The organism is Micromonospora sp. WMMA1996 (assembly GCF_002573675.1).
Classification (GTDB): domain Bacteria; phylum Actinomycetota; class Actinomycetes; order Mycobacteriales; family Micromonosporaceae; genus Micromonospora; species Micromonospora sediminicola.
In genome coordinates this window covers 62,281-86,394 of record NZ_PDHU01000001.1, presented here as the reverse complement: position 1 = coordinate 86,394, position 24,114 = coordinate 62,281, and the positions used below count along the sequence as shown (strand labels likewise).

Below are 24,114 nucleotides of genomic sequence, written 5' to 3'. Positions count from 1 at the left end.
ACCCACTCACAGCCGAAGGCCTGAACCGCCATGACGAGACCCACGCCAGAGACCCTCGCCCACTCCGCCCGACGAGCCCGCCCGGGCGCCGGCGCGGCCGGCGACCCCGACCACGCTCCCGCCCCGCGCGGTGCCGCCCCCGCCGGCAGCCGGGCCGTCCCGGCCGGCGCGGACACCCCCGCCGCGCCCGTACGGCAGCCCGCCACCGCGCAGGTCTCCGGCGCCGGCTCGCTGGTGCGGTCGCTGGAGGCGCTCGGCGTCGACGTGGTCTTCGGCATCCCCGGCGGCGCGATCCTGCCCGCGTACGACCCGCTCTACGACTCGACGGTCCGGCACATCCTGGTCCGCCACGAGCAGGGCGCCGGGCACGCGGCCACCGGCTACGCGCAGGCCACCGGCCGGGTCGGCGTCTGCATCGCCACCTCCGGTCCGGGCGCGACCAACCTGGTCACCCCGATCGCCGACGCCTACATGGACTCGGTGCCGATGGTGGCGATCACCGGTCAGGTGGCCCGGCCGTCGATCGGCACGGACGCCTTCCAGGAGGCCGACATCCAGGGCATCACGCTGCCGATCACCAAGCACAACTTCCTGGTGCAGACCCCGGACGAGATCCCCCGGGTGCTGGCCGAGGCGTTCCACCTGGCCTCGACCGGCCGGCCCGGCCCGGTGCTGGTCGACATCCCGAAGGACGTGCTCCAGGCGCCGGCCACCTTCGCCTGGCCGCCCACCCTGGACCTGCCCGGCTACCGGCCCACGCTGCACCCGCACGGCAAGCAGATCCGCGAGGCGGCCCGGCTGATGACCTCGGCCCGCCGCCCGGTGCTCTACGTCGGCGGCGGCGTGCTCAAGGCCGGCGCCACCGAGGGGCTGCGCCGGCTGGCCGAGCTGACCGGGATCCCGGTGGTCACCACGCTGATGGCGCTCGGCGCGTTCCCCGACTCGCACCGCCAGCACCTGGGCATGCCCGGCATGCACGGCACCGTCGCCGCGGTCTACGGCCTGCAGAAGGCGGACCTGATCGTGGCGCTGGGCGCGCGCTTCGACGACCGGGTGACCGGCAAGCTGGACTCGTTCGCGCCGGACGCCGCGGTGGTGCACGCCGACATCGACCCGGCCGAGATCGGCAAGAACCGGCACGCCGACGTCCCGATCGTGGGCGACGCGCGGCACGTCATCGACGAGCTGATCGCGGCCGTCACCGCCGAGCACGCCGCCCACCCGGCCGCCGACCTGGCGGACTGGTGGACCCAGCTCGACGACCTGCGCGAGCGCTACCCGCTCGGGTTCGAGGAGCCGGCCGACGGCACGCTCTCCCCGCAGTACGTGATCAAGCGGCTGGGGGAGATCGTCGGCCCGGACGCGGTCTACGTGGCCGGCGTCGGCCAGCACCAGATGTGGGCCAGCCAGTTCATCTCGTACGAGAAGCCGAACACCTGGCTCAACTCCGGCGGCCTGGGCACCATGGGCTACGCCGTCCCGGCGGCGATGGGGGCGAAGGTCGGCCGACCCGACACCACGGTGTGGGCGGTGGACGGTGACGGCTGCTTCCAGATGACCAACCAGGAGTTGGCGACCTGCGCGCTGGAGGGCATCCCGATCAAGATCGCCGTGATCAACAACGGCAACCTCGGCATGGTGCGGCAGTGGCAGACCCTGTTCTACGGGGAGCGCTACTCCAACACCGAGCTGGGCACCCACAAGCACCGCATCCCGGACTTCGTCAAGCTCGCCGAGGCGCTCGGCTGCGTCGGGCTGCGCTGCGAGAACGCCGCCGACGTGGACAAGACCATCGAGGCGGCCATGGCGATCACCGACGCGCCGGTGGTCGTCGACTTCGTGGTCGGCAAGGACGCGATGGTCTGGCCGATGGTGGCCGCCGGCACCAGCAACGACGAGATCATGTTCGCTCGGGGTGTTCGCCCCGCGTTCGACGAGGACGAACTCTGATGACGATGCACACCCTGTCCGTGCTGGTGGAGAACAAGCCGGGTGTCCTGGCGCGGGTCTCCGGGCTGTTCTCCCGGCGCGGCTTCAACATCGACAGCCTCGCCGTGGGCGAGACCGAGAACCCGGACGTCTCCCGCATCACCATCGTGGTCAACGCCGAGTCCTCGCCGCTGGAGCAGGTGACCAAGCAGCTCAACAAGCTGGTCAACGTACTCAAGATCGTCGAGCTGGACCCGCAGGTCTCGGTGGCCCGGGAGCTGCTGCTGGTCAAGGTCCGCGCGGACCGCTCCGCCCGGGCCCAGGTGCTGGAGACGGTCGGCCTGTTCCGCGCCCGGGTGGTCGACGTCGCGCCGGACACGCTGACCATCGAGGCCACCGGCACGCCGGACAAGCTCGACGCGCTGCTGCGAGACCTGGAGCCGTTCGGCATCAAGGAGATGGTCCAGTCCGGCACCGTCGCGATCGGGCGCGGCTCCCGCTCCATCACCGCCGGCCCGGCGCTGCGCGCCGCCTGATCCGTACCCACCAGTTTTTCGACGGGCCGACGGGCACCGCCGTACGAAAGGGAAGTCAATGAGCGTTGAGGTGTTCTACGACGACGACGCCGACCTGGGCCTGATCCAGGGCCGCAAGGTCGCCGTGATCGGGTACGGCAGCCAGGGGCACGCGCACGCGCTGTCGCTGCGCGACTCCGGCGTCGACGTGGTGATCGGCCTGCCCGCCGGGTCGAAGAGCCGGCCCAAGGCCGAGGAGCAGGGCCTGCGGGTGCTCAGCCCGGCCGAGGCGGCGGCCGAGGCCGACGTGATCATGATCCTGGCGCCGGACACCGCCCAGCGTGGTCTCTACGCCGACGCCATCGCGCCGAACCTGGCGCCGGGCAAGGCGCTGTTCTTCGGCCACGGCTTCAACATCCGGTACGGCCTGATCACGCCGCCGGCCGACGTGGACGTGGCGATGGTCGCCCCGAAGGGCCCCGGCCACCTGGTCCGCCGCCAGTACGTCGACGGCAAGGGCGTGCCCTGCCTGGTCGCCGTCGAGCAGGACGCCAGCGGCAACGCCTTCGCCCTGGCGCTGGCGTACGCCAAGGCGATCGGCGGCACCCGGGCCGGCGCGATCCGGACCACGTTCACCGAGGAGACCGAGACCGACCTGTTCGGCGAGCAGGCGGTGCTCTGCGGCGGCGCGGCGGCGCTGGTGCAGACCGGTTTCGAGGTGCTCACCGAGGCCGGCTACGCGCCCGAGGTGGCCTACTTCGAGTGCCTGCACGAGCTGAAGCTCATCGTCGACCTGATGTACGAGGGCGGCATCGCCCGGATGCGCTACAGCATCTCCGACACCGCCGAGTACGGCGACCTGTCCCGCGGCCCGCGCGTCGTCGACTCCCGGGTCAAGGAGGAGATGCGCAAGATCCTCGGCGAGATCCAGTCCGGCGAGTTCGCCCGCGAGTGGGTGGCCGAGGACGAGGCCGGCCGGCCGAACTTCGCCAAGTGGCGGGCCGAGGGTGCGGCGCACCCGATCGAGGAGACCGGCCAGAAGCTGCGGGCCATGATGAGCTGGGTCGACCGGCCCATCACCGAGACCGCCTGAGCCAACTGTCCACGCGGCCCGCGACCCGACGCTCTCCCCGGCGTCGGGCCGCGGGCCGCGGCCGTTCACGTGCTGGGACGCGGTGAGCAACGCCTCGTCCCGTCCCGCCCCGGTGAACGGGGGATGTCGGGCGTGCGACGGGCCTGTGTGAGGGCGCTCACCCCGCGGTCCGGGACGCGAAAGGCGGGCCGCCCCCTACCATCCTTGGTGTGGTGCCCCGGCGCACCCGACGGCCATGGCACGGCTCGGCGCAGGGCGCAGCGCGGCGTCCCGACGCCCCCAGGCCGAACCGATACCGAGCGTCTACGAGGACCGATGAATCCTGTCGTACTGATCGCCGAAGAACTCGCACCCGCCGCCATCGAGGTGCTCGCGCACGACTTCGACGTGCGTCACGTGGACGGCACCGACCGACCGGCACTGCTCTCCGCCCTCTCCGAGGCCGACGCGGTGATCGTACGCAGCGCCACCCAGATCGACGCCGAGGCGATCGCCGCCGCGCCGCGCCTGAAGGTGGTCGCCCGGGCCGGCGTCGGCCTGGACAACGTCGAGGTGCCCGCCGCCACCGCGCGGGGTGTCATGGTGGTCAACGCTCCCACCTCCAACATCGTCTCCGCCGCCGAGCAGGCCGTCGCGCTGCTGCTCGCGGTCGCCCGCAACACCGCCAGCGCCAGCGCCGCGCTCAAGGCCGGCGAGTGGAAGCGGTCCAAGTACACCGGCGTGGAGATCCAGGGCAAGACCGTGGGCGTGGTCGGCCTCGGCCGCATCGGCGTCCTCTTCGCCCAGCGCATCGCCGCCTTCGGCACCCGGATGATCGCGTACGACCCGTACATCCAGCCGGCCCGCGCCGCGCAGCTCGGCGTCCGCCTGGTCGGGCTGGAGGAACTGCTGCGGGAGAGCGACTTCATCTCGATCCACCTGCCGAAGACGCCGGAGACGGTCGGCCTGATCGGCGAGAAGGAGCTGGCGATCGTCAAGCCGGGCGTCCGGATCGTCAACGCGGCCCGCGGCGGTCTGGTCGACGAGCAGGCCCTGGCCGACGCGATCGCGGAGGGCCGGGTCGCCGGCGCCGGCGTCGACGTGTACGCGAAGGAGCCGTGCACCTCCTCGCCGCTGTTCGCCTTCGACAACGTGGTCGCCACCCCGCACCTGGGCGCCTCCACCAACGAGGCGCAGGACAAGGCCGGCCTGGCGGTGGCGAAGAGCGTCAAGCTGGCGCTCCAGGGCGAGTTCGTGCCGGACGCGGTCAACGTGCAGGCCGGCGGCGTGGTCGCCGAGGACGTCCGCCCGCTGCTGCCGCTGGCCGAGAAGCTGGGCCGGGCGTTCACCGCCCTGGCCGGGGGCGTGGCCGCCAGCGTCACCGTCGAGGTGCGCGGCGAGATCGCCACCCACGACGTGTCGGTGCTCAAGCTCGCCGCCACCAAGGGGCTGTTCAGCTCCGTGGTGGAGGAGCAGGTCACCTACGTCAACGCGCCGCACCTGGCCGCCGAGCGGGGTGTCGAGGTCACGCTCGCCACGCCGGCCGAGACGATCGACCACCCGAACCTGGTGACCGTACGCGGCGCGCTGCCGGACGGGCGGACCGTGCGGGTCTCCGGCACGGTGACCCACACCGGCGCCCGCGACGTGCTCAAGCTGACCGAGGTGGACGGCTTCGACGTCGAGATCGGCGCGGAGGGCATCCTGGTCTTCCTGCGCTACGTCGACCGGCCCGGCGTGGTCGGCACGGTCGGCACGCTGCTCGGCGAGGCCGGCGTCAACATCGCCGCCATGCAGGTGGCGCGGCGGGAGGCCGGCGGTGAGACGCTGATGACGCTCACCGTCGACCAGGCGCTCGGCGCCGACCTGCTCACCTCCGCGGCCGACTCGATCGGTGCGGTCGCGGCCAGCGCCGCCGACCTGCGCGACGAGTAGTCCGGACGCAGACGGAACGGGGCCCGGCCACTGCGGCCGGGCCCTTCGTCGTTCCGGCGGGTCAGGAACGGACGCGGGCCGGCGGCGGGTAGACCGAGCCGTCCTGCGCGTCGAACAGCATCAGGTCGTGCTCGCCGGCCAGCCGCTCGATGTCCAGCAGGACCTGGTCCGGGCAGGTGGGGTACAGGTTCATCTCGACGTGGTCGGCGGCCGCGTGCAGCGGCGCGACCTCCCACGGCGTGCCCGGCCGGGCGGGACGGTCGGGATAGCTCGCCGTGATCGCCCGGTAGAAGCCGACCACCCGCGGGTCCGGGTGCTGCTCGCCGTGCCGGCCCTCGCGGCACCGCTGCACCGCCGCCCGCACCTGCTCCGGTGTCGCCCCGTTCGGCAGGGCCCACACGCTCAGATCGAAACTCACGGCGGACAGCGTGCCATCCCGGGCGGCCCACGTCACTTCTGCCCCGCCCCGCCGGTCCACCTGCTGATTGCCGACACGGTGACGGACGGTCCGCTGTGGAGACTCTTGCGTCGAGTTGCGTCGATTCGCTAGCGTACCGGTGCGGTTTCCGGCTGAGTCGATTTCCGGCCCGTCTTCGGGTGGCGTGGTCGGGCGTCCGGCCTGTCGGCCCGCACCCCTCGAATGCGCGAGCCACGCGCACTCGTCGCTGACCGGCCCCCACGGTCGTTGCCGAGACCGTGGGGGCCGATCGCGGCCCGCACCCCGGATGCGAGAACGGGGCGCGGTGGCGCCTCAGCGCCGGTGGTGCGCGAAGAGCGGGCGGTAGTCCGATCCGGTGCGGAACCAGGCCAGGCCGGCCGGGCCGGCGGCGTACAGCGCGGTGGCGTAGGCGTCGGCGACCGCCAGGTCCGGGCCCACCACGGTGGCCGCCGCGAGGCGGTCGGTCGGCTCCCCGGTGTGCGGGTCGACGACGTGCCCGCGCCGGCCGGTGACCCCGGACGTGCCGACCGCGCCGGCGGTCATCTCCAACACCAGCGGCGCCCGGCGGGTGTCCGTGGGGTGGTGCACCGCGACCCGCCATGGTCCGCCGTGCGCGGCGTGCCCGCGTACCGTCAGGTCGGCGCCGCTGAGCACGGCGTAGTCGTGGATGCCGGCGGCGCGTAACCGCGCCGCGGCCCGCTCCACCGCCCAGCCGCCGAGCAGGCCGCCGGGATCGAAGCCGCCCGGCACCGCCCAGGCGTCGAACCAGCCGTCGGTCGCCGCCCGCATCGCGGCGCAGCGGTCCACCAGATCGGCCAACGGCGGGTACGAGTCGGGGCTGATCTCGTCCCGGCGCAGCCGCGAGACCAGGCTGTCCGGCTGGTTCGGGCCGTAGGTGAGGTCGACGGCGCGCAGCTCCGCGACGGCGTCCCGGAGCGCCTCGCCGACGATCCGGTGGCCCAGCCAGTCGGGCGCGTTGAGCAGCAGGGTGTACTCGGCGGTGGAGGTGTGCACGGTGTGCCGGACGCTGATCCGGTCGTACGCGCCGCCGCCGGCCCGCTCCACCCGGTGGCTGCGCGCCCCCAGGCGCAGGTCCGGGCGGGGGTGGTGGAACGCGGACTGGTCGACCCAGCGGGTCCGGGGTTGCTCGTCCGCCCAGTGGGCCCGCCGCTGGTCGATCCGCATGACACCCGCCCCCTCGCTGGCCGCCGCCGCGGTGCGGCGATGCCGGTCCCGGACCCCCGTCGACCCGGTCGAACTGACCATAAGCAGTGGAGATGACCGCACCATGAATGCCGGCTGGGAGCCTGCTGTGCATCGGCTCGTCCCGGATGATGGAAGACTCGTACCGGGGGCCGGGACGCCGACGTACGGTTGCGCAGAACGTCGAAGTGAGGAGCGTCAGGTGACACGCATCGCGGTGGTGGCCGGCGACGGCATCGGTCCCGAGGTGGTCGGGCAGGCCCGCAAGGTCCTCGACGCGGTGCTGCCCGGGATCGAGGCGACCGAGTACGACCTGGGCGCCGCCCGCTGGCACCGCACCGGCGAGGTGCTCCCCGACGCGGTCCTCGACGAGCTCGCCGGGCACGACGCCATCCTGCTCGGCGCGGTCGGCGACCCGACCGTGCCGCCGGGCGTGCTGGAGCGGGGGCTGCTGCTCAAGCTCCGCTTCGCCTTCGACCAGTACGTCAACCTCCGCCCGTCCCGGCTCTGGCCCGGCGTGACCGGCCCGCTGGCCGCGGTGAAGCCCGGCGAGGTCGACCTCGTGGTGGTCCGCGAGGGCACCGAGGGGCTCTACGCGGGCGCCGGCGGCACGCTGCACCGGGACACCCCCGCCGAGGTGGCCACCGAGGAGAGCCTGAACACCCGGCACGGCGTCGAGCGGGTGATCCGGGACGCGTTCACCCGGGCCGGCCGTCGCGAGCGCCGCAAGGTCACCCTGGTGCACAAGACCAACGTGCTCACCCACGCCGGCTCGCTCTGGTCGCGGGCCTTCGCCCAGGTGGCCGCCGAGCACCCCGACGTGACCACGGAGTACCAGCACGTCGACGCCGCCGCCATGTTCCTGGTGACGAACCCGTCCCGCTACGACGTGGTGGTGACCGACAACCTGTTCGGCGACATCCTCACCGACATCGCCGCCGCCGTGACCGGCGGCATCGGGCTGGCCGCCAGCGGCTGCATCAACCCGGAGGGGCACTACCCGTCGATGTTCGAGCCGGTGCACGGCTCCGCGCCGGACATCGCCGGCAAGGGTGTCGCCGACCCGGTGGCCGCCGTGCTCTCCGCCGCGCTGCTGCTCGACCAGCTCGGCCACGCCGACGCCGCCGCGCGGGTCACCGCCGCCGTCGCCACCGAGCTGGCCGGGCGCACGCCCGGCGCGCCACTGCGCACCGAGGAGGTCGGCGACCGGCTCGCCGGGTACGCCGTAGCCTGACCGGGCCGTTCCCGTGGCGGCCCGGTTCCGGGCCGCCAGACCCGTTTCCGGGCCAGCTCCGGCCGATTGGCATCGTCGATGTGCCGGGGCGGAACTATCCGCTGAACGACCGTTCGGGGTAAGTTTCTGGCACCAGTGACGGCGGCGTGCGATCCCGTACGCCGTGGGACCCGCAGGGAGGTCAGCGCGATGAGCGGTGGTGACAAGCTCGATTTCGAGATCCGTCCGAATCCCGCGCCGGTATCCGCCGCCGACCGGGCCGCCCTGCTGGCGAACCCGGGCTTCGGCCGGGTGTTCACCGACCACATGGTGATCGTGCGCTACGCCGAGGGCAAGGGCTGGTACGACGCCCGCATCGAGGCGCGGGCGCCGATCCCCATGGACCCGGCCGCCGCGGTGCTGCACTACGCGCAGGAGATCTTCGAGGGCCTCAAGGCCTACCGGACCGGCGACGGCGCGGTGACGATGTTCCGTCCGGAGGCCAACGCGGCCCGGTTCGCCGCCTCCGCCCGCCGCCTCGCCATGCCGGAACTGCCGCCGGAGACGTTCGTCGAGTCGCTGCGCCGGCTGGTCGAGATCGACCAGGAGTGGATCCCGGAGCACGAGGACGCCAGCCTCTACCTGCGCCCGTTCATGTTCGCCAGCGAGGTCTTCCTCGGGGTGCGCCCGGCCAACGAATACCTCTACTGCGTCATCGCCTCGCCGGCCGGCGCCTACTTCGCCGGCGGGGTGAAGCCGGTGACGGTGTGGGTCTCCCCGGACTACACCCGGGCGGCGCCCGGTGGCACCGGCGCGGCCAAGTGCGGCGGCAACTACGCCGCCTCGCTGGCGGCCCAGGCCGAGGCGATCGAGGCCGGCTGCGACCAGGTGGTCTTCCTGGACGCGGTGGAGCGGCGGTTCGTCGACGAGCTGGGCGGCATGAACGTCTTCTTCGTCTACGACGACGGCACGCTGGTCACGCCGCCGCTGGGCGGCACGATCCTGCCGGGCATCACCCGCGACGCGGTCCTGACCCTGGCCGCCGAGGCCGGGCACGAGGTGCGGGAGCAGCCGGTCAGCTTCGCCGACTGGCAGGCGGACGCCGCCAGCGGCCGGCTGCGCGAGGTCTTCGCCTGCGGCACCGCCGCGGTGATCACCCCGATCGGTGGCGTGCGCTTCCCGGACGGCGAGTTCCTCATCGGCGGCGGTGAGCCGGGCCGGACCACCATGGCGCTGCGGCAGAAGCTCGTCGACATCCAGCGCGGCCGCGCCGAGGACCGCCACGGCTGGGTCACCCGGGTCCTCTGACCCACCCCACCACCACGGCCGGCCCCGTCCCCCGACGGGTGCCGGCCGTTCCCCTTCCTATCGGGCGGGGAGGGTCACTCCAGGAGGTGGGTGCGGAGGGCGGCCAGTTGGGCCTCGGTGACGCCGGCGTGGGTCAGGTAGCCCTCGATCGAGCCGTAGCCGGCGCGCAGCTCGGCCAGGAACAGCTCCATCGCCTCGGCCGGGGAGGCCAGGAACGGCGGCGGGACCTCCTCCGCGTCCGGCAGGGTGGCCCGCACCCAGGCGCTGAACCGCTCGGACGCGGCGGTGCTCAACGCGTAGTCCGCGACGACGTCGTCGTCCGGCACGCCCAGCACGGCGAGCGTCAGCGCGCAGACGATGCCGGTGCGGTCCTTGCCGGCGACGCAGTGCACCACCACCGGCGCGTTGGCGCTGTCGGCGATCAGGCCGATCGCCTCGGCCAGCCCGGCGGTGCCGGTGCGGGCCAGGTCGGCGTAGCGGTCGGCCAGGTAGCGGGCCAGGCTGACGCCGGAGGACTCGAACTGCCGCGCGGCCCAGTCCTCGTGCTCGGGGTGGATGTGCCGGTAGGCGAGCCCGTCGTAGGCCGGCACCCGGCCGTCGCGTTCCACCTCGGTCGGGCGGCGCAGGTCGATCACCGTGCGGATGCCGAGCGCGGTGAACGCGGCCCGGTCGGTCTCGTCGATGCGGTGCAACGAGTCGGAGCGGTAGAGCCGGCGGCGCCGGACGGTGCGACCGTCGCGGGCGCGGTAGCCGCCGACGTCGCGGAAGTTGAACAACGCGGGGAAGGGTGTCTCCGGGGCATCCACCCCTGACACGGTAACGGCCGGCGGGGCGTCTGGGAGCCCCCGCCGGCCGTGCGCCGGGTGTCAGATCCGGGCCGGGCCGTCCGGCGGCAGCGCGGAGTGGTTCTCGCCGTAGTAGCCGCCGAGCCTGTCCCGGTAGGCGGGGTCGGCGTGGTTGGCCTCGTCGTACTCCGGGGCGGCCTTGATCTGGTCCTTGTCCCGGTCGACGTGGACCTTCCGCTCGTCGTGGTCGACGTGGTTCACGGTGCCGGCCGGCAGCATGACCTTCTTGCCGAAGATCCACGGGCCGGTGTCGACCACCAGGTAGCTGTCGTCCACCTCGTGGCTGGCCTTGTCGATCTTGCCGATGCTGCCGTCGGTGGCCTCCACCTTGTAGCCGGTGAGGTCCGCGCTGGCCACCCCGGCCTCGTCGCGGTAGCGCCACGGGTCGAACGCGCCGGCGGGCGCGCCGCCGGCGTGGGCGCCCTGGCCGCCGTCGAGGACCGGGTCGGTGGCGCCGTGCGTGGTGTGCGGGTCGAGCCTGTCCATAGGGGTAACTCCTGTCCCGACTGTCCCAGTCGTCAAGGGAGTGAAAGTCACGGTGTCCCGCGAATTCCTACCCGTTGGCCGGCTTGCCAACCCTCCGGAACCGCCGAGGGCCGGCGCCGCGGCTCGCGGCACCGGCCCGCTCGCGGCGGTCGTACGGCCGGTCAGGCCAGCGCGGCCTCCGCGTCGAGGGTCACCGCGGCGGCGTGCACGACGGCGGCGATCCGCAGCCCCTCGTGCACCTGGTCGCGGCTGAAGCCGGCCGCGCGCAGCGTCTTCTCGTGCGACTCCAGGCAGACGCCGCAGCCGGTGATCGCGGAGACGGCCAGGCACCACAGCTCGAAGTCGGTCTTCTCCACGCCCGGGCGGGCGATGATCTGCATCCGCAGCCGGGCCGGCAACGACGCGTACTGGTCGTCGCCGATCAGGTGCTTGGCCCGGTAGTAGACGTTGTTCATGGCCATCACCGCCGCCGCGCCCTTGGCCGCCTCGACCGCCTCCGGCGTGAGGTGACCGGCCGCCTCGGCGGCGATCTCCCGCAGCACCACCGGGTTGCGGGACGCCACCGCGCAGGCCAGGGCCGTGCCCCAGGCCTGTTCCGGCTTGAGCGTCGAGGTGGTGATGGTGGAGCTCAGGTTGAGCCGGATGTCCTTGGCGTAGTCGGGCAGGGCCGCCTTGACCGCGTCCAGACCCATCGTCAGGCCCCGGCGCCGGCGAGGAGCGCGTTGGCGTCCAGCGTCGCGCCGCCGGAGTTCCAGTTGCACGGGCACAGCTCGTCGGTCTGCAGCGCGTCGAGCACGCGCAGCACCTCGGAGACGTTGCGGCCGACCGAACCGGCGGTCACCATGGCGAACTGGATCTCGTTGTTCGGGTCCACGATGAAGGTGGCCCGCTGCGCGACGCCGTCGGCGCCGAGCACGCCGCAGGCCTCGGTCAGCTCGCGCTTGATGTCGCTCAGCATCGGGAAGGGCAGCTCGCGCAGGTCCGGGTGGTCCTTGCGCCACGCGTAGTGGACGAACTCGTTGTCCACGGAGACGCCGAGCACCTGGGCGTCCCGGTCGGCGAACTCGCCGTTGAGGCGGCCGAACTCGGCGATCTCGGTCGGGCAGATGAAGGTGAAGTCCTTCGGCCAGAAGAAGACGACGCGCCACTGGCCCTCGTGGGACTTGTGGTGGATCGTCTCGAACGCCTTGTCGGCGTCGAGCGAGACGCAGGCGGTGAGTTCGTACTCGGGGAAGTGGTCACCGACAGTGAGCACGGGTCCTCCTTGACAGCGGCCGGGTACGGGTGGCCCGGCCAGTAACTGGATCAGTTCCAGATACTTCCGTAGCGCCGTTTCCGCTCGTGGGCGGTGGTCACCCGTGTGAAGACGATCACCAGCGACGCGGCCGTCCCGGGATGTGGATTTCGCCTCCCAAAAACCGGTGGAGGTGGCAGAGTGCTCGTCGTGACCAGCTCTGTCCTGATCATTGGCAGCTAGCGCGCCGGCCTTCCCCTCCGCCGAGCGCGCAGACCTCCCGCATCCGCGGGGGGTCTTTTTGTTGCTCCCCCAGGCACGAGAAGAGGACTCCGATGACCTTCCAGGTGTACGACACGACGCTGCGCGACGGCGCCCAGCGTGAAGGGCTCAGCTACTCGGTGGTCGACAAGCTGGCGGTGGCCCGCCTGCTCGACGACCTCGGAGTCGGCTTCATCGAGGGCGGCTGGCCGGGGGCGGTACCCAAGGACACCGAGTTCTTCCGCCGGGCCCGCACCGAGCTGGACCTGCGGCACGCGGTCCTGGTCGCCTTCGGGGCCACCCGCAAGGCCGGCCTGGCGGTCGAGGACGACCCGCAGGTACGCGGGCTGCTCGACGCCCGGACCCCGGCCGTGGCGCTGGTCGCCAAGGCGGACCTGCGGCACGTCGAGCGGGCGCTGCGCACCACCGCCGAGGAGAACCTGGCGATGGTCCGCGACACCGTGGCGTACCTGGTGGCGCAGGGGCGGCGCGTCTTCGTCGACGGGGAGCACACCTTCGACGGCTTCCGCCACGACCCCGGCTACACCGCCGCGGTGGTGGAGGCCGCGCTGGCCGCCGGCGCCGAGCGGTTCGTGCTGTGCGACACCAACGGCGGCATGCTGCCCTCCCAGGTCACCGCCGCGATCGAGGAGCTGGTCGCGCGCACCGGCGTCGCGCCCGAGCGGCTCGGCATGCACGCCCAGAACGACACCGCGTGCGCGGTGGCGAACACCATCGCGGCGGTCGAGGCCGGCGTCCGGCACGTGCAGGGCACCGCCAACGGTTACGGCGAGCGCCCCGGCAACGCGGACCTGTTCGCGATCGTCGCCAACCTCCAGCTCAAGCTCGGCATGCCCGTCCTACCGGAGGGCTGCCTGGAACAGATGGTGCGGGTCTCGCACGCCATCGCCGAGATCGCCAACATCGCCCCCGACACCCACCAGGCCTACGTCGGGGCCGCCGCCTTCGCCCACAAGGCGGGGCTGCACGCGAGCGCGATCAAGGTCGACCCGTTGCTCTACAACCACGTCGACCCGGCCGTGGTGGGCAACGACATGCGGATCCTGGTGACCGAGATGGCCGGCCGGGCCAGCATCGAGCTCAAGAGTCGCGAGCTCGGCCTGGACCTGGCCGGCCATCCGGACGCGCTGTCGTCGGTCACCGCCCGGGTCAAGGAACTGGAGGCGGGCGGCTGGTCGTTCGAGGCCGCCGACGCGTCGTTCGAGCTGCTGGTCCGCTCGGAGCTGCCGGACGCCGCGCCGGCCCGGCCGTTCGCGCTGGAGTCGTACCGGGTGCTGGTCGAGCACCGCGAGGACGGGGCGGTGGTCTCGGAGGCGACCGTCAAGATCCGGGTACGCGGTGAGCGCGTGATCGCCACCGCCGAGGGCAACGGCCCGGTCAACGCGCTGGACGAGGCGCTGCGGGTGGGGCTGGCCCGGCACTACCCGGAGCTGCGCGAGTTCGAGCTGGCCGACTACAAGGTCCGCATCCTGGAGGGCAGCCACGGCACCGGCGCGGTGACCCGGGTGCTGGTGGAGACCGCCGGTGCCGGCCGCGACTGGACCACGGTCGGCGTGCACCCCAACGTGGTCGAGGCCAGCTGGCACGCCCTGGTCGACGCGCTCACCTACGGCCTGGACCGGGCCCGGGCGCAGGACGGGGCACCCGCCTGAGACGGAGGGCTCACGCCGCCGGCAGGCGCAGCTCGGCCAGCAGCGCCCGGTGGTCGCTGCCGGGCACCGGCCAGGTGCCGGCGGCGCGGACCGCGATCCGCCGGTCGACCAGCACGTGGTCGATGGTGACCGGTGGGATCGGATCCCCGTCGTACGGGCCCCACGTGCCACCGAGGCCGGTGCCGGTCGCGTCGGCCGCGTCGGTGTAGCCGGTCGCGATCAGGTCGCGCAGCGCCGCGTGGTCCAGGGTGGCGTTGAAGTCCCCGGCCAGCACGGTGAGCCCGCCGGTCGGCGTGGCCGGCGGCTGCGCCCGCTGGTCGGTCCACCAGTCCGGCACCACGTCGACCGCGTACGGCGCGGCCGGATGCGCCGACTCCACCCGCAGCGGCGGCGCGCCCGGCACCGCCACCGTCCCGTACGCCTGGGTGAAGAAGAAGCCCCGGTTGCGCCGGTGGCCGGTGTCGCTCAGCGGCTCGCGGGCGTACAGGCCGGATCCGGTGGCGCCCACCTCAGGGCTCAGCGACCGGTGCGGCAGCAGCGTGGCCAGGCCGAGCCGGTCCAGGTCGGCGGCGAGCCGCGGGGTCAGTTCCTGCACGGTGAGCACGTCCACCCGCCGGGCGCGGACCAGCTCCACCAGGCCCGCCGGGTCGGCGGAGCCCAGGCGCAGGTTGGCGGTGAGCAGCCGCAGCGTCGGGCCGGCGGCCGGGGGCCGGTCGTCGGGCAGCACGCGCGGGGCCACCGCGCCGAGCAGCGCCAGCGCGGCGAGCGCCGCCACCGCCGCGGGCGCCCGGCGCCGCAGCGCGAGCGCCGGCACCACCACGACCCAGGCCAGGGCCGCGACGTACGGCGTGAAGGCGGTGGTCAGCACCAGCGGACCCCGCTCCAGCCCGGCCAGGCGCAGCACCGCCCAGGCGGCCACCGGCGCGGCGGCCGACCAGCACGCCGCCGTCACCCATCGCCCGCCCCGGGCGTCACCGCGTGTCGGCGCTTCCGTCGTGATCACGACGGTCAGGCTACCGGCCGCCGTGCCGCATCCCGTGAAGCAATTTCGTGAATGGTCGAGCGCTACTCACTCACAATTTAGGCGGGTCGCGGACACGCAATGAGAACTATTGACCCGTCGCATTTTCCGGTGCTAGGTTCCAACCTGGTTGAGACGTCGCGACTCTCTGTAGTAAGGCCAGTTCAGCAGCGGTGCGCTCCCGACGCGGACACCCGATGGTCCGCAATTGTTCGCGCCCGATCGCCCGTGCTCGAAAGCATCCGTCCCGCGCGGCAATTCGCGGGTCGGCCGTATCACCACGGTCCACAAAAGGGAGATCTGTCATGGCCACATTCTTCAAGCGAAAGGCGACGGTGGTGGCACTCGCCGCCCTGTCCCTCACCGTGGCGGGCGGAGGCGTCGCGATCGCCGCCCAGCCGCAGGCGAAGGCCCCGCAGCCCGCCGTCCGGCACGCCACGCAGCAGCCGCCGGTGACCGCCGCCGAGCAGCGGGCCGCCAAGGCGGCCCTGCGGGCCACCCTGGCCCCGCCGGCGCCGGGCACGGTGGCCTGGGCGGTCGTCGCCCAGAACGGGACGCTGCTCCAGCACTCCGGCAACGTCGTCTCCTCGTCCAAGTTCGCGCCCGGGCCGGGTGTCTTCGCCGGCCAGTACCTGGTGCTGCTGGACTACAACGTGTCCGCGAAGTCCTACCACGTGTCCCTCGGCACGAACGACTCGGCGAACGTGCCCCCGGCCGGTGAGGTCGCGGCCGCGCCGCGGACGCTGACGCCCACCGGGGTCTTCGTGCAGACCCGCAGCTCCTCCGGCGGCTACTCGGACCGGCCGTTCCACATCGTGATCGCCAACTGACCCACCCGCCCGCGCGTCGACCCCCGCTCCGGCGGGGGTCGATGTCGTGTTCCGTGTCGATCCGGGCGTCCCACCGCCGGTTCGCGCCGTTGCCGCCCGATCGGGGAGGTCCTCCCGGTCCGGCCCGCCGACGGCCGGACAGGGGCCGATAATCCGACGTTTGTCGCGCGTCCGGCCCGGGAAGCAAGCACCGTGACGGACATCTCGGACACCCTGGCCAGCGTGCCCAGCCCGGTCGATGCCGATGCGAGCGGCGTCGAGCTGGAACAGACCCTCTTCGAGGTCAAACGCGTGATCGTCGGGCAGGATCGGCTCGTCGACCGCCTGCTCACCGCCCTGATCGCCGACGGTCACTGCCTGCTGGAGGGCGTGCCGGGGGTGGCCAAGACGCTGGCCGCGCAGACGCTGGCCACGGTGGTCGGCGGGACCTTCGCCCGGATCCAGTTCACGCCCGACCTGGTCCCGTCGGACATCGTCGGCACCCGGATCTACCGCGCCTCCACCGAGACGTTCGACGTGGAGCTGGGACCGATCATGTCGAACCTGGTCCTCGCCGACGAGATCAACCGGGCCCCGGCCAAGGTCCAGTCGGCCCTGCTGGAGGCGATGGCCGACCGGCAGGTCTCGATCGCCGGGCGGAGCTGGCCGGTGCCCGACCCGTTCCTGGTGCTGGCCACCCAGAACCCGATCGAGTCGGAGGGGGTCTACCAACTCCCCGAGGCGCAGCGCGACCGGTTCCTCATGAAGGTCGTGGTCGACTACCCCAGCGACGCCGACGAACTGGCCATCCTCTACCGGATGAGCACCGAGCGGCCCACCCCGCGCCCGGTCCTCGACCCGGCCCGGCTGCGCGAACTCCAGCGCCGCGCGACCGACGTCTTCGTCCACCACGCGCTGGCCGAGTACGTGGTCCGGCTCATCCTCGCCACCCGCGACCCCGGGCGGTTCGGGCTGCCCGACGTCGCGCCGCTGCTGGCGTACGGCGCGAGTCCCCGGGCCACGCTCGGTCTGGTCGCGGCGGCCCGGGCACAGGCCCTGATCCACGGCCGGGACTACGTGCTGCCCGAGGACATCCGGGACCTGGCGGTGGACGTCCTGGCACACCGGCTGGTGCTCTCCTTCGACGCGGTCGCCGACGGCATCTCCGGCGAGGACGTGGTGCGCCGGCTGGTCGAGGCGGTGCCCCCGCCCCGGCTGGTGACCGGGCCCGCGGAGGCGGCGCCGGACCTGGCGGCGGCATGACCCGCCGGGCCGTCCCCGCCCCGCCCACGCCCGCCCGGCCCGATCTCGGCGCCGCCGCTCCCGGCCTCGCCGACCTCGCTCCCGACCAGCGGGTACGCCGACTGGAGCTGACCGTGACCCGGCGGCTGGACGGTCTGCTGCACGGCCGGTACCGGGGGCTGCTGCCCGGGCCCGGCAGTGAGGCGGCCGGCAGTCGCGAGTACCGCCCCGGCGAGGACGAGGTCCGGCGGATGGACTGGGCGGTCACCGCGCGCACCACCGTCCCGCACGTGCGTGAGGTCGACGCCGACCGGGAGCTGACCACCTGGATGGTCGTCGACGCCAGCGCCAGCATGGAGTACGGAACCGCCGCGCTGGACAAGCGGGAACTCGCGGTGGCGGCGGTGGCCTGCGTCGGCTTCCTCACCGCCGGGGTCGGCAACCGGCTCGGCGCCCAGGTGCTCGCCCCGGACGGGCTGCGCCGGTTCCCGGCCCGCAGCGGGCGTACCCATCTGCTCGGGCTGCTCCGCGCGCTGCTCGGCGCCCCGCGTACCGACGACGGGCCGGACCCGCGCGCGGCCGGTCCGGCCGGCGCCCGGGCGGACGCCGCGCCGGGCCTCGCCGACGGGCTGGACGGCCTGCACCGGGTCGCCACCGGCCGGGGCCTCGTGGTGGTCGTCTCCGACTTCCTCGACGAACTGCCCGAGGACCCGGACGGCCCGCCGCCGCCCTGGGCCGCCGCGCTGCGCCGGCTGGCGGTCCGGCACCAGGTGCTCGCCGTGGAGGTGACCGACCCGCGCGAGCTGGAGCTGCCCGACGTCGGGTTGATCACCCTGGTCGACCCGGAGAGCGGTCGCCACCGCGAGGTGTGGACCGGCGACCCGGCCCTGCGCGAGCGGTTCGCGCGGGCCGCCGCCGAGCAGCGCGACCAGGTCCGCCGCACGCTGCGCCGGGCCGGCGCGACCCACCTGGAGCTGCGCACCGACCGGGACTGGTGCGCGGACGTCGTCCGGCACGTACACGAGCAGCGCCGGCTGGCGACGGCGCCGGCCGGCGCCCGGGGAGGTGCCGCATGACCTGGCAGTCGCCCGCCCGCCTGTGGCTGCTGCTCGCCGTCGCCGCGTTGGTCGCCGGCTATCTCGTGCTGCAACGCCGGCAGAGCCGCTACGCGGTCCGGTTCACCAACCTGCGCCTGCTGGACCGGGTGGCCCCGCGCCGGCCGGCCTGGCGACGACACGTCCCGGCCGGACTCTTCCTCGCCATGCTGGCGCTGCTGGTGGTCGGCTTCGCCCGGCCGGAGGCGGAGGTGCGGGTGCCCCGGGAGCGGGCCACCGTGATGGTCGCGGTGGACGTCTCCACCTCGATGCTCGCCTCCGACGTGGACCCGGACCGGCTGACCGCGGCCAAGGAGGCCGGCCGGAAGTTCGTCGACGGGCTGCCCGACGAGTTCAACGTCGGCCTGGTCGCGTTCGCCGGCAGCGCGGCGGTGCTGGTGCCCCCGAGCACCGACCGGGAGGCGCTGCACGAGGGGATCGAACGGCTGGCCGAGGGGATCACCGGCGTGCAGGGGACCGCGATCGGCGAGGCGATCAGCACCTCGCTGGGCGCGGTGAAGAGCCTGGACGCCACCGCCGCGAAGGACCCCCCGCCGGCCCGGATCATCATCCTCTCCGACGGCGCCAACACCTCCGGGATGGACCCGATGGAGGCCGCCGACCAGGCGGTCGCCGCCAAGGTGCCGGTGCACACGATCTCCTTCGGCACGCCCGGCGGCTCGGTCGACCGGGGCGGCCGGGCGATCCAGGTGCCGGTGGACGGGCAGACGCTCAAGGCGGTGGCCGACCAGACCGGCGGCGGTTTCCACGAGGCGTCCACCACCGCCGAGCTGAAGGACGTCTACGAGGACATCGGCACGTCGGTCGGCTACCGCACGGAACGGCAGGACGTCTCGGCCCGCTTCATCGGGCTCGGGCTGGTCCTGGCCATGGGCGCCGCCGCCGGGTCGCTGCGGTGGTTCTCCCGGCTGCCCTGACCCGCACACCACGACCGGACGACGGCACGACACGTGAGGAGCCAGGCATGGCAGTGCAGACCGGACTCGGCGAGCCGCGCGGTCCGTGGTTCGTCTCGCCGGAGCTGGACCCGGACGGGCGCGGGCACCGGGACGGGGCGGGCCCCGACCAGGGGGCGGGGCGGCGGAGTTGGCAGAGCCGGCTGCTGGGCGCGGCGGCGGTGGTGGCGCTCTCCACCGTCTCCGGCGCGGCGGCCGGCACCTGGGCCGCCGACCGGGGCGCGCCCGGCCCGTCCGCGGCCTCGGCCGCGCCGGTGCCGGCGGAGCTGGTCACCGCCGCCGGCCGGACCGTGCCCGGCGTGGTGTCCGTGATGGTCGCCGGGAAGTCCGGCGCGGGGGCCTCCGGGTCCGGCTTCGCCATCGACAACGAGCAGCACATCGTCACCAACGACCACATCCTCGCCCGGGGTGGCTCCGGGCCGGTGACGGTGGAGACCTCGGACGGGCGTCGGTTCCCCGCCGAGGTGGTGGGCCGGGAGCCGGGCAGCGACCTCGCGGTGCTCAAGGTGCCGGCGTCCGCCGGGCTGCCGCCGCTGCCGTTGGCCAAGGCGAACTCGACCCGGGTGGGGGAGCCGGTGCTCGCGGTCGGCTCGCCGCTCGGGCTGGCCGGCACCGTCACCGCCGGTATCGTCAGCGCGCTCAACCGGCAGGTGCGGATCGGCAACGGCCGGCACACGGCGGTGCAGACCGACGCCTCCATCAACCCGGGCAACTCCGGTGGGCCGCTGGTGAACGCGCGCGGCGAGGTGGTCGGGGTCAACACCGCCATCGCCACCATCGACGGGAACGGCTCGATCGGCATCGGCTTCGCCATCCCGATCGACCAGGTCCAGCAGACCGCCGACACCATCATCGGTCGTGGCGGCTGAGCTGCGCAGACGCCGCGGAACTGTCGGATATCCGGCGTGGGAGCATCGGACAATGGAAATATTACGCTGAGTATGGATACTGGCGGAGGTGGAGCAAGCTGTCATCGCGGCCCTCCTCGTGGTGGGCCTGGTCATCGGCGCCGGTGTCGGCGCGTCGTACGCCCGTGCCCAGCGCGGCTGGAAGGACTACCAGACGATCCGGACCAGCGTGCCCGGCGCCCGGCGCAACGCCTGGACCGCGATCCGTGGCGTGGTCGTCAAGATCGCCGTGATCGCCCTGCTGACGGTCGGCGCGGCGGCGTACGCGGCGTCCGGCTCCGACGAGGAGCGGGCCAGTCCCACCCCGACCGGAACCCCCACCCCGAGCCACCGTCCGGGGCGCTAGCCTCGGGGGCGTGGACGACGGACTGCGGGTGACCGACCGGCTCGTGGTGCCCGCCGCCGAGCTGCGGGAGCGGTTCTCCCGATCGTCCGGGCCGGGCGGGCAGGGGGTCAACACCACCGACTCGCGGGTCGAGTTGAGCTTCGACCTGGCCGGCTCGCCGAGCGTGCCCGAGTCACTGCGGGAACGGGCCCTGACCCGGCTCGCCGGCCGGCTGGTCGACGGCGTGCTGACCGTCGCGGCCAGCGAGCACCGCGCGCAACTGGCCAACCGGGAAGCGGCCCGGGAGCGGATGGCCGCCCTGCTGCGCGAGGCGGTCGCCCCGCCGCCGAAGCCGCGCCGCCCGACCCGACCGTCGCGGGGCGCCAAGGAGCGCCGGTTGGCTGAGAAGAAGCGGCAGTCGCAGCGCAAGCGCGACCGTCGGGTCGACGGTGACTGACCCGAAACCCGGTTGATCAGCCGGCCGGGCGGCCCGGAGAATTTCCCCCGTGCCGACCGGTTTCTCCGTCAAGCCCACGCTCACCGGCGAGCGTGTGCTGCTGCGCCCGTTCCACGACGACGACCTGCCCGCGCTGGCGGAGATCCTGACCGACCCGGAGGTGGCCCGGCTGACCGGGAGCCCGCCCGGGGAGGGCTTCCCCGAAACCCGGCTGCGGGCCTGGTACGGCACCCGCAACAGCCAGACCGACCGGCTCGACCTGGCCGTGGTCGACCGCGCCACTGGGCGCTGCGTCGGCGAGGTGGTGCTGAACGAGTGGGACCGCGCCAACGCGAGCTGCAACTTCCGCACCCTGATCGGGCCGGCCGGACGGGACCGGGGCCTCGGCACCGAGGCGGTCCGGCTGATCGTCGGCTACGGCTTCGAGCAGCTCGGCCTGCACCGCGTCGGGCTGGAGGTGTTCGCGTTCAACCCGCGCGCCCGGCGGGCCTACGAGAAGGTCGGCTTCGTGGCCGAGGGGACGCTGCGGCAGGTGCTGCGCGACGGCGACGGCTGGGTGGACGCCACCGTCATGTCGATCCTCGCGCCGGAGTGGGCCCGACACCGGGGGCATCCGGAGGGTTGAGCCGGAGGCGTCGACCCGCGTCCGTGCTCGCCGTCGCCGGCCTGCGCGCTCGGCTGACCCGCCGCGGCCCGGCTCAGGCCGGGCCGGCGGGCGCCGACCGGTCCAGCGCGGCCAGCAGGCGGGACCGCAGCCCGGCGGCCCGCTCGGCGAAGCCGCGCTGGGCGGCGGCGTATTCGGCCCGGCCCTCCGGGGTCTCCACCCGCACCGGCGGGTGGCCCAGGTCCGCCAGGTCGTACGGGCTGGCTCGCATGTCCAGCACGCGGATCTCCCGGGCCAGCGCGAACGCGTCCGCGACCAGCTCCGACGGCACCAGCGGGGAGAGCTTGTAGGCCCACTTGTAGAGATCCATGTTGGCGTGCAGGCAGCCCGGCTGCTCCAGCGCGTGCTGACTCTCCCGGGTCGGTTGGAGCACGTTGAGCGGCCGGGCCGGACCCGTGAAGAACCGGAACGCGTCGAAGTGGCTGCACCGCACGCCACGCTCCTCGACCACCGCCGCGGTCGCCTCCGGGCTCAGGCGCAACGGCCAGGCGTTGTGCCGCACCTGCTCCTGGGTCTGCCGGTAGACCATCGCCCACTCGTGCATGCCGAAGCAGCCCAGGTGCGCCGGGCGACCGGCGGTCGCCGTCAGCAGCGTACGGATCCAGTCGATCGACTCGGCGCGCCGCGCGCGTACCCGCTCGGTGTCGAGGGTGAGCCCGGCGGCGCCGGCGGTGTAGTCCGGGCCGAACCCGGCCGGGTCGGCGTCGCGCAGCGCCACGCCCGCACCCGGGTGCCAGCGGCGCAACTGCGCCGGGCGGTGCGAGTAGTAGGTGAACAGGAAGTCCTCCACCGGATGCTTCACCCCGGTGCGGCGGCGCGCCAGGTGCGGCGCCAGCCAGGCGTCGACCCGCTCCTCGTGGGCGCGCCGGCGGGCCTGCCAGTCGGCCGCGTCGAGCACGGCGGCGGGGGCGAGGGCGGCGGTCACGGACCCCAGGGTACGACCGCCGCCCGCACCCCGGTCAGTCCACGTCCACCCGCACGCCGGCGGAGAACACCCCGCTGCGCAGCTCCAACTGCTTCGGCGGCTCGCCGCCGTGCACGGTGAACACCAGCGGCAGCAGCACCCGCCGCCCGGCGGCCACCGGTTGGGCGAACACGTCCCGGCCGAGGTTCGCCACCCGCGTGGCGTTCTCGTCCGCGGCCACCCAGTTGCCGCCGGGCAGGTACGCGCGCTGCAACTGACCGTGCCACGTCTGCTGCTCGGACGTGAGGTTGCGCACGCCCACGGTGGCCAGGCACGGCCGCCCGCCGCCGGGCGCCGCCGGGAGCACCCCCGTGCCGCAGCTCATCCGGTAGACGGTGAACTCGAACGCGGTCTCCCGCAACGGCACCCCCAGCGCGCCGGTGACGCTGCTGCCCACCCAGGCGCCGCTGGTCGGCTGCTTGGTGGTGTCCATCGCGGCGACCCGCTGCGTGGCCGTCCACGCCGCCGCCCCGACCACGCCGGCCAGCACCGCGGCGGCCACGCCGACCACCAGCCAGACCGGCGGCCGGCGACGTCGGACGGCGGGCGTGGGCAGCGCCGGGCGCGGGTAGACGGTGCCCCGGTCCTCCGGGCCGCCCGCCCCGCTCACGGCGACCGGTTCGGCCGGTCGGGGCCCGGTCGTGCCCGACGCCCCGACCGTGCCCTCGCTCGTCGCGGCGGGCCGGCGGCGTCGCCGGGCCGCCACCCACCAGAGCAGGCCGCCGGTGAGCACCAGCAGCGCCGCGAACGCGGCGAGCAGCACCGGCGGACGACGCCAGGCCGGGGCCGCCGTCACCTGCGCCGCCGGCGCCGTGGCCGCGCCCACCCAGGTCGCCGTGGCGCAGTCGTACGGGCGGGTGCCGTCGGTGCCGTAGACGCAGGTGGGGGCCGTCACCGAACGGCCCGGACCGGTGACCGTGAGCGCGGTGTGCAGCGTGGTGGTGCTCCGCGCCGGCAGCCGCAGCCGCCAGGTGACCTCGCCGGCGGTCGCCCCGACCGGTCCGGTGGCCCGGCCCCCGCCGGTCACGGTGGTGGCGCGGGAGCCGGTCGGCAGCTCCTGCCGCACCAGCGTCTCGACCGGTGTCGTAGCGGCGTTGCGCACCTCGATCCGGTAACCCGGCGTCGGCGTGCCGGCCGCGCCCACCGCCACGCTCACCGGTGGCATCGACGCCGGGACCGGAGCCGGGCCGGTGGTCGGCACCGCGGGCGGCACCGCCGGGACGCCGGTCGGGATCGGGGTGGCCGCCGCGGCCGGGCGGGCCGGCGCCGCGACCGCGGCCGGCGGTGGGGCCGGTCGGGCGGGAGCGGCGGTCGCCCGGGGCGCCGCCGGGGGCAGCGCGGGCACGGCGGCGATGACGCCGAGGCAGTTCACCAGCACTGCCAGGGTCCTGTGGTGTCGTCTCGATGCAGGCATACCAACGAACCTCCGGACCCGAAGCTATGGTCCGGGGCCCGCCGGGCGGGTACGAAGCCGGCAATCCCGCCCCGGCCGGTGTGATCCGGCGTACCCTGGCCGGCCGCGCCGGGCCGGACCGGCCGC

At 74.1% G+C, this 24,114-nt stretch carries 24 protein-coding genes; 15 read left to right on the top strand and 9 right to left on the bottom strand.

All coding sequences use genetic code 11. The annotated features are described in order from the left end of the window. Positions 1 to 30 precede the first annotated feature (30 nt). From COO58_RS00420 to serA, 4 genes are all read left to right on the top strand, one after another. On the top strand, positions 31 to 1,950 hold the full coding sequence (locus tag COO58_RS00420; RefSeq protein WP_091580581.1) for an acetolactate synthase large subunit: 1,920 nt from the start codon (positions 31 to 33) through the stop codon (positions 1,948 to 1,950). Continuing rightward, on the top strand, positions 1,950 to 2,465 hold the full coding sequence (gene ilvN, locus COO58_RS00415; protein WP_091580577.1) for an acetolactate synthase small subunit: 516 nt from the start codon (positions 1,950 to 1,952) through the stop codon (positions 2,463 to 2,465). The genes COO58_RS00420 and ilvN overlap by 1 nt, the downstream gene beginning before the upstream one ends. 58 nt (positions 2,466 to 2,523) lie before the next feature. Further along, positions 2,524 to 3,537 carry a ketol-acid reductoisomerase gene (gene ilvC, locus COO58_RS00410; protein ID WP_091580573.1) on the top strand — a complete coding sequence of 338 codons (1,014 nt, stop codon included), beginning with the start codon at positions 2,524 to 2,526 and terminating at the stop codon, positions 3,535 to 3,537. Between the two features lie 315 nt (positions 3,538 to 3,852). Continuing rightward, a complete protein-coding gene (serA, locus tag COO58_RS00405; protein ID WP_091580569.1) occupies positions 3,853 to 5,451 on the top strand; it encodes a phosphoglycerate dehydrogenase in 1,599 nt (532 codons plus the stop codon). Positions 5,452 to 5,512: 61 nt separating this feature from the next. On the opposite strand, the gene COO58_RS00400 is transcribed toward serA, so the two are convergent. Together COO58_RS00400 and COO58_RS00395 are read right to left on the bottom strand one after the other, a co-directional pair. Further along, the gene (locus COO58_RS00400) at positions 5,513 to 5,869 is read right to left on the bottom strand and encodes a hypothetical protein (RefSeq protein ID WP_172967839.1); all 357 of its coding nucleotides are present in this window, start codon (positions 5,867 to 5,869) and stop codon (positions 5,513 to 5,515) included. A 333-nt stretch (positions 5,870 to 6,202) separates the two neighbouring features. Next, entirely contained in the window at positions 6,203 to 7,075 is an 873-nt protein-coding gene (locus COO58_RS00395; RefSeq protein WP_098745995.1) for an FAD:protein FMN transferase, read from the bottom strand. A gap of 220 nt (positions 7,076 to 7,295) precedes the next feature. Between COO58_RS00395 and COO58_RS00390 the strand changes: the two genes are divergently transcribed. Both COO58_RS00390 and COO58_RS00385 read left to right on the top strand, forming a co-directional pair. Continuing rightward, on the top strand, positions 7,296 to 8,327 hold the full coding sequence (locus COO58_RS00390) for a 3-isopropylmalate dehydrogenase (RefSeq protein ID WP_098743381.1): 1,032 nt from the start codon (positions 7,296 to 7,298) through the stop codon (positions 8,325 to 8,327). 189 nt (positions 8,328 to 8,516) lie between these two features. Then, on the top strand, positions 8,517 to 9,614 hold the full coding sequence (locus tag COO58_RS00385; protein WP_091580556.1) for a branched-chain amino acid aminotransferase: 1,098 nt from the start codon (positions 8,517 to 8,519) through the stop codon (positions 9,612 to 9,614). Positions 9,615 to 9,688: 74 nt separating this feature from the next. On the opposite strand, the gene COO58_RS00380 is transcribed toward COO58_RS00385, so the two are convergent. From COO58_RS00380 to COO58_RS00365, 4 genes are all read right to left on the bottom strand, one after another. Further along, complete coding sequence (locus COO58_RS00380; RefSeq protein WP_172967838.1) at positions 9,689 to 10,420, bottom strand: tyrosine-protein phosphatase; 732 nt, start codon at positions 10,418 to 10,420, stop codon at positions 9,689 to 9,691. Positions 10,421 to 10,480: 60 nt separating this feature from the next. Further along, positions 10,481 to 10,945, bottom strand: coding sequence for a PRC-barrel domain-containing protein (locus COO58_RS00375; protein ID WP_098743379.1), 465 nt, complete (start codon positions 10,943 to 10,945; stop codon positions 10,481 to 10,483). A 161-nt stretch (positions 10,946 to 11,106) separates the two neighbouring features. Further along, positions 11,107 to 11,637, bottom strand: a complete 531-nt coding sequence (locus COO58_RS00370) for a carboxymuconolactone decarboxylase family protein (RefSeq protein WP_091580544.1) — start codon at positions 11,635 to 11,637, stop codon at positions 11,107 to 11,109. A 2-nt stretch (positions 11,638 to 11,639) separates the two neighbouring features. Beyond that, positions 11,640 to 12,200 carry a peroxiredoxin gene (locus COO58_RS00365; protein WP_098743378.1) on the bottom strand — a complete coding sequence of 187 codons (561 nt, stop codon included), beginning with the start codon at positions 12,198 to 12,200 and terminating at the stop codon, positions 11,640 to 11,642. 314 nt (positions 12,201 to 12,514) lie between these two features. On the opposite strand from COO58_RS00365, the gene cimA reads away from it, so the two are divergent. Then, complete coding sequence (gene cimA, locus COO58_RS00360; protein ID WP_098743376.1) at positions 12,515 to 14,113, top strand: citramalate synthase; 1,599 nt, start codon at positions 12,515 to 12,517, stop codon at positions 14,111 to 14,113. A 10-nt stretch (positions 14,114 to 14,123) separates the two neighbouring features. On the opposite strand, the gene COO58_RS00355 is transcribed toward cimA, so the two are convergent. Then, positions 14,124 to 15,116, bottom strand: a complete 993-nt coding sequence (locus tag COO58_RS00355; protein WP_369700162.1) for an endonuclease/exonuclease/phosphatase family protein — start codon at positions 15,114 to 15,116, stop codon at positions 14,124 to 14,126. 323 nt (positions 15,117 to 15,439) lie between these two features. Between COO58_RS00355 and COO58_RS00350 the strand changes: the two genes are divergently transcribed. From COO58_RS00350 to COO58_RS00315, 8 genes are all read left to right on the top strand, one after another. Beyond that, the gene (locus tag COO58_RS00350; protein WP_091580532.1) at positions 15,440 to 15,964 is read left to right on the top strand and encodes a hypothetical protein; all 525 of its coding nucleotides are present in this window, start codon (positions 15,440 to 15,442) and stop codon (positions 15,962 to 15,964) included. A gap of 192 nt (positions 15,965 to 16,156) precedes the next feature. After that, positions 16,157 to 17,206, top strand: coding sequence for a MoxR family ATPase (locus COO58_RS00345; protein WP_091580527.1), 1,050 nt, complete (start codon positions 16,157 to 16,159; stop codon positions 17,204 to 17,206). After that, entirely contained in the window at positions 17,203 to 18,261 is a 1,059-nt protein-coding gene (locus COO58_RS00340; protein ID WP_091580523.1) for a DUF58 domain-containing protein, read from the top strand. Before COO58_RS00345 ends, COO58_RS00340 begins: the two co-directional genes overlap by 4 nt. Next, complete coding sequence (locus tag COO58_RS00335) at positions 18,258 to 19,217, top strand: VWA domain-containing protein (protein WP_098743375.1); 960 nt, start codon at positions 18,258 to 18,260, stop codon at positions 19,215 to 19,217. The genes COO58_RS00340 and COO58_RS00335 overlap by 4 nt, the downstream gene beginning before the upstream one ends. A gap of 47 nt (positions 19,218 to 19,264) precedes the next feature. Then, on the top strand, positions 19,265 to 20,125 hold the full coding sequence (locus tag COO58_RS00330) for a S1C family serine protease (protein ID WP_098743373.1): 861 nt from the start codon (positions 19,265 to 19,267) through the stop codon (positions 20,123 to 20,125). A gap of 88 nt (positions 20,126 to 20,213) precedes the next feature. After that, the gene (locus tag COO58_RS00325) at positions 20,214 to 20,510 is read left to right on the top strand and encodes a hypothetical protein (protein ID WP_098743372.1); all 297 of its coding nucleotides are present in this window, start codon (positions 20,214 to 20,216) and stop codon (positions 20,508 to 20,510) included. Positions 20,511 to 20,520: 10 nt separating this feature from the next. After that, entirely contained in the window at positions 20,521 to 20,946 is a 426-nt protein-coding gene (gene arfB / locus COO58_RS00320; protein WP_091580508.1) for an alternative ribosome rescue aminoacyl-tRNA hydrolase ArfB, read from the top strand. A gap of 49 nt (positions 20,947 to 20,995) precedes the next feature. Continuing rightward, positions 20,996 to 21,571 carry a GNAT family N-acetyltransferase gene (locus COO58_RS00315; RefSeq protein WP_098743370.1) on the top strand — a complete coding sequence of 192 codons (576 nt, stop codon included), beginning with the start codon at positions 20,996 to 20,998 and terminating at the stop codon, positions 21,569 to 21,571. 73 nt (positions 21,572 to 21,644) lie between these two features. Here the strand turns inward: COO58_RS00315 and COO58_RS00310 are convergent, their stop codons facing one another. Beyond that, the gene (locus COO58_RS00310) at positions 21,645 to 22,535 is read right to left on the bottom strand and encodes a 3-methyladenine DNA glycosylase (RefSeq protein WP_098743369.1); all 891 of its coding nucleotides are present in this window, start codon (positions 22,533 to 22,535) and stop codon (positions 21,645 to 21,647) included. Positions 22,536 to 22,569: 34 nt separating this feature from the next. After that, positions 22,570 to 23,988: a hypothetical protein gene (locus COO58_RS00305; protein ID WP_098743367.1), complete on the bottom strand. Its 1,419-nt coding sequence runs from the start codon at positions 23,986 to 23,988 to the stop codon at positions 22,570 to 22,572. Between the last annotated feature and the right edge of the window lie 126 nt (positions 23,989 to 24,114).

Bases quoted from the DNA above. Each gene is read 5' to 3' on its own strand.
- cimA (WP_098743376.1), top strand. From the start codon at position 12,515: ATGACCTTCCAGGTGTACGACACGACGCTGCGCGACGGCGCCCAGCGT.
- COO58_RS00370 (WP_091580544.1), bottom strand. From the start codon at position 11,637: ATGGGTCTGGACGCGGTCAAGGCGGCCCTGCCCGACTACGCCAAGGAC.
- COO58_RS00335 (WP_098743375.1), top strand. From the start codon at position 18,258: ATGACCTGGCAGTCGCCCGCCCGCCTGTGGCTGCTGCTCGCCGTCGCC.
- COO58_RS00340 (WP_091580523.1), top strand. From the start codon at position 17,203: ATGACCCGCCGGGCCGTCCCCGCCCCGCCCACGCCCGCCCGGCCCGAT.
- COO58_RS00385 (WP_091580556.1), top strand. From the start codon at position 8,517: ATGAGCGGTGGTGACAAGCTCGATTTCGAGATCCGTCCGAATCCCGCG.
- ilvN (WP_091580577.1), top strand. From the start codon at position 1,950: ATGACGATGCACACCCTGTCCGTGCTGGTGGAGAACAAGCCGGGTGTC.
- COO58_RS00305 (WP_098743367.1), bottom strand. From the start codon at position 23,988: ATGCCTGCATCGAGACGACACCACAGGACCCTGGCAGTGCTGGTGAAC.
- ilvC (WP_091580573.1), top strand. From the start codon at position 2,524: ATGAGCGTTGAGGTGTTCTACGACGACGACGCCGACCTGGGCCTGATC.
- serA (WP_091580569.1), top strand. From the start codon at position 3,853: ATGAATCCTGTCGTACTGATCGCCGAAGAACTCGCACCCGCCGCCATC.
- COO58_RS00330 (WP_098743373.1), top strand. From the start codon at position 19,265: ATGGCAGTGCAGACCGGACTCGGCGAGCCGCGCGGTCCGTGGTTCGTC.
- COO58_RS00375 (WP_098743379.1), bottom strand. From the start codon at position 10,945: ATGGACAGGCTCGACCCGCACACCACGCACGGCGCCACCGACCCGGTC.
- COO58_RS00420 (WP_091580581.1), top strand. From the start codon at position 31: ATGACGAGACCCACGCCAGAGACCCTCGCCCACTCCGCCCGACGAGCC.
- COO58_RS00395 (WP_098745995.1), bottom strand. From the start codon at position 7,075: ATGCGGATCGACCAGCGGCGGGCCCACTGGGCGGACGAGCAACCCCGG.
- COO58_RS00350 (WP_091580532.1), top strand. From the start codon at position 15,440: ATGGCCACATTCTTCAAGCGAAAGGCGACGGTGGTGGCACTCGCCGCC.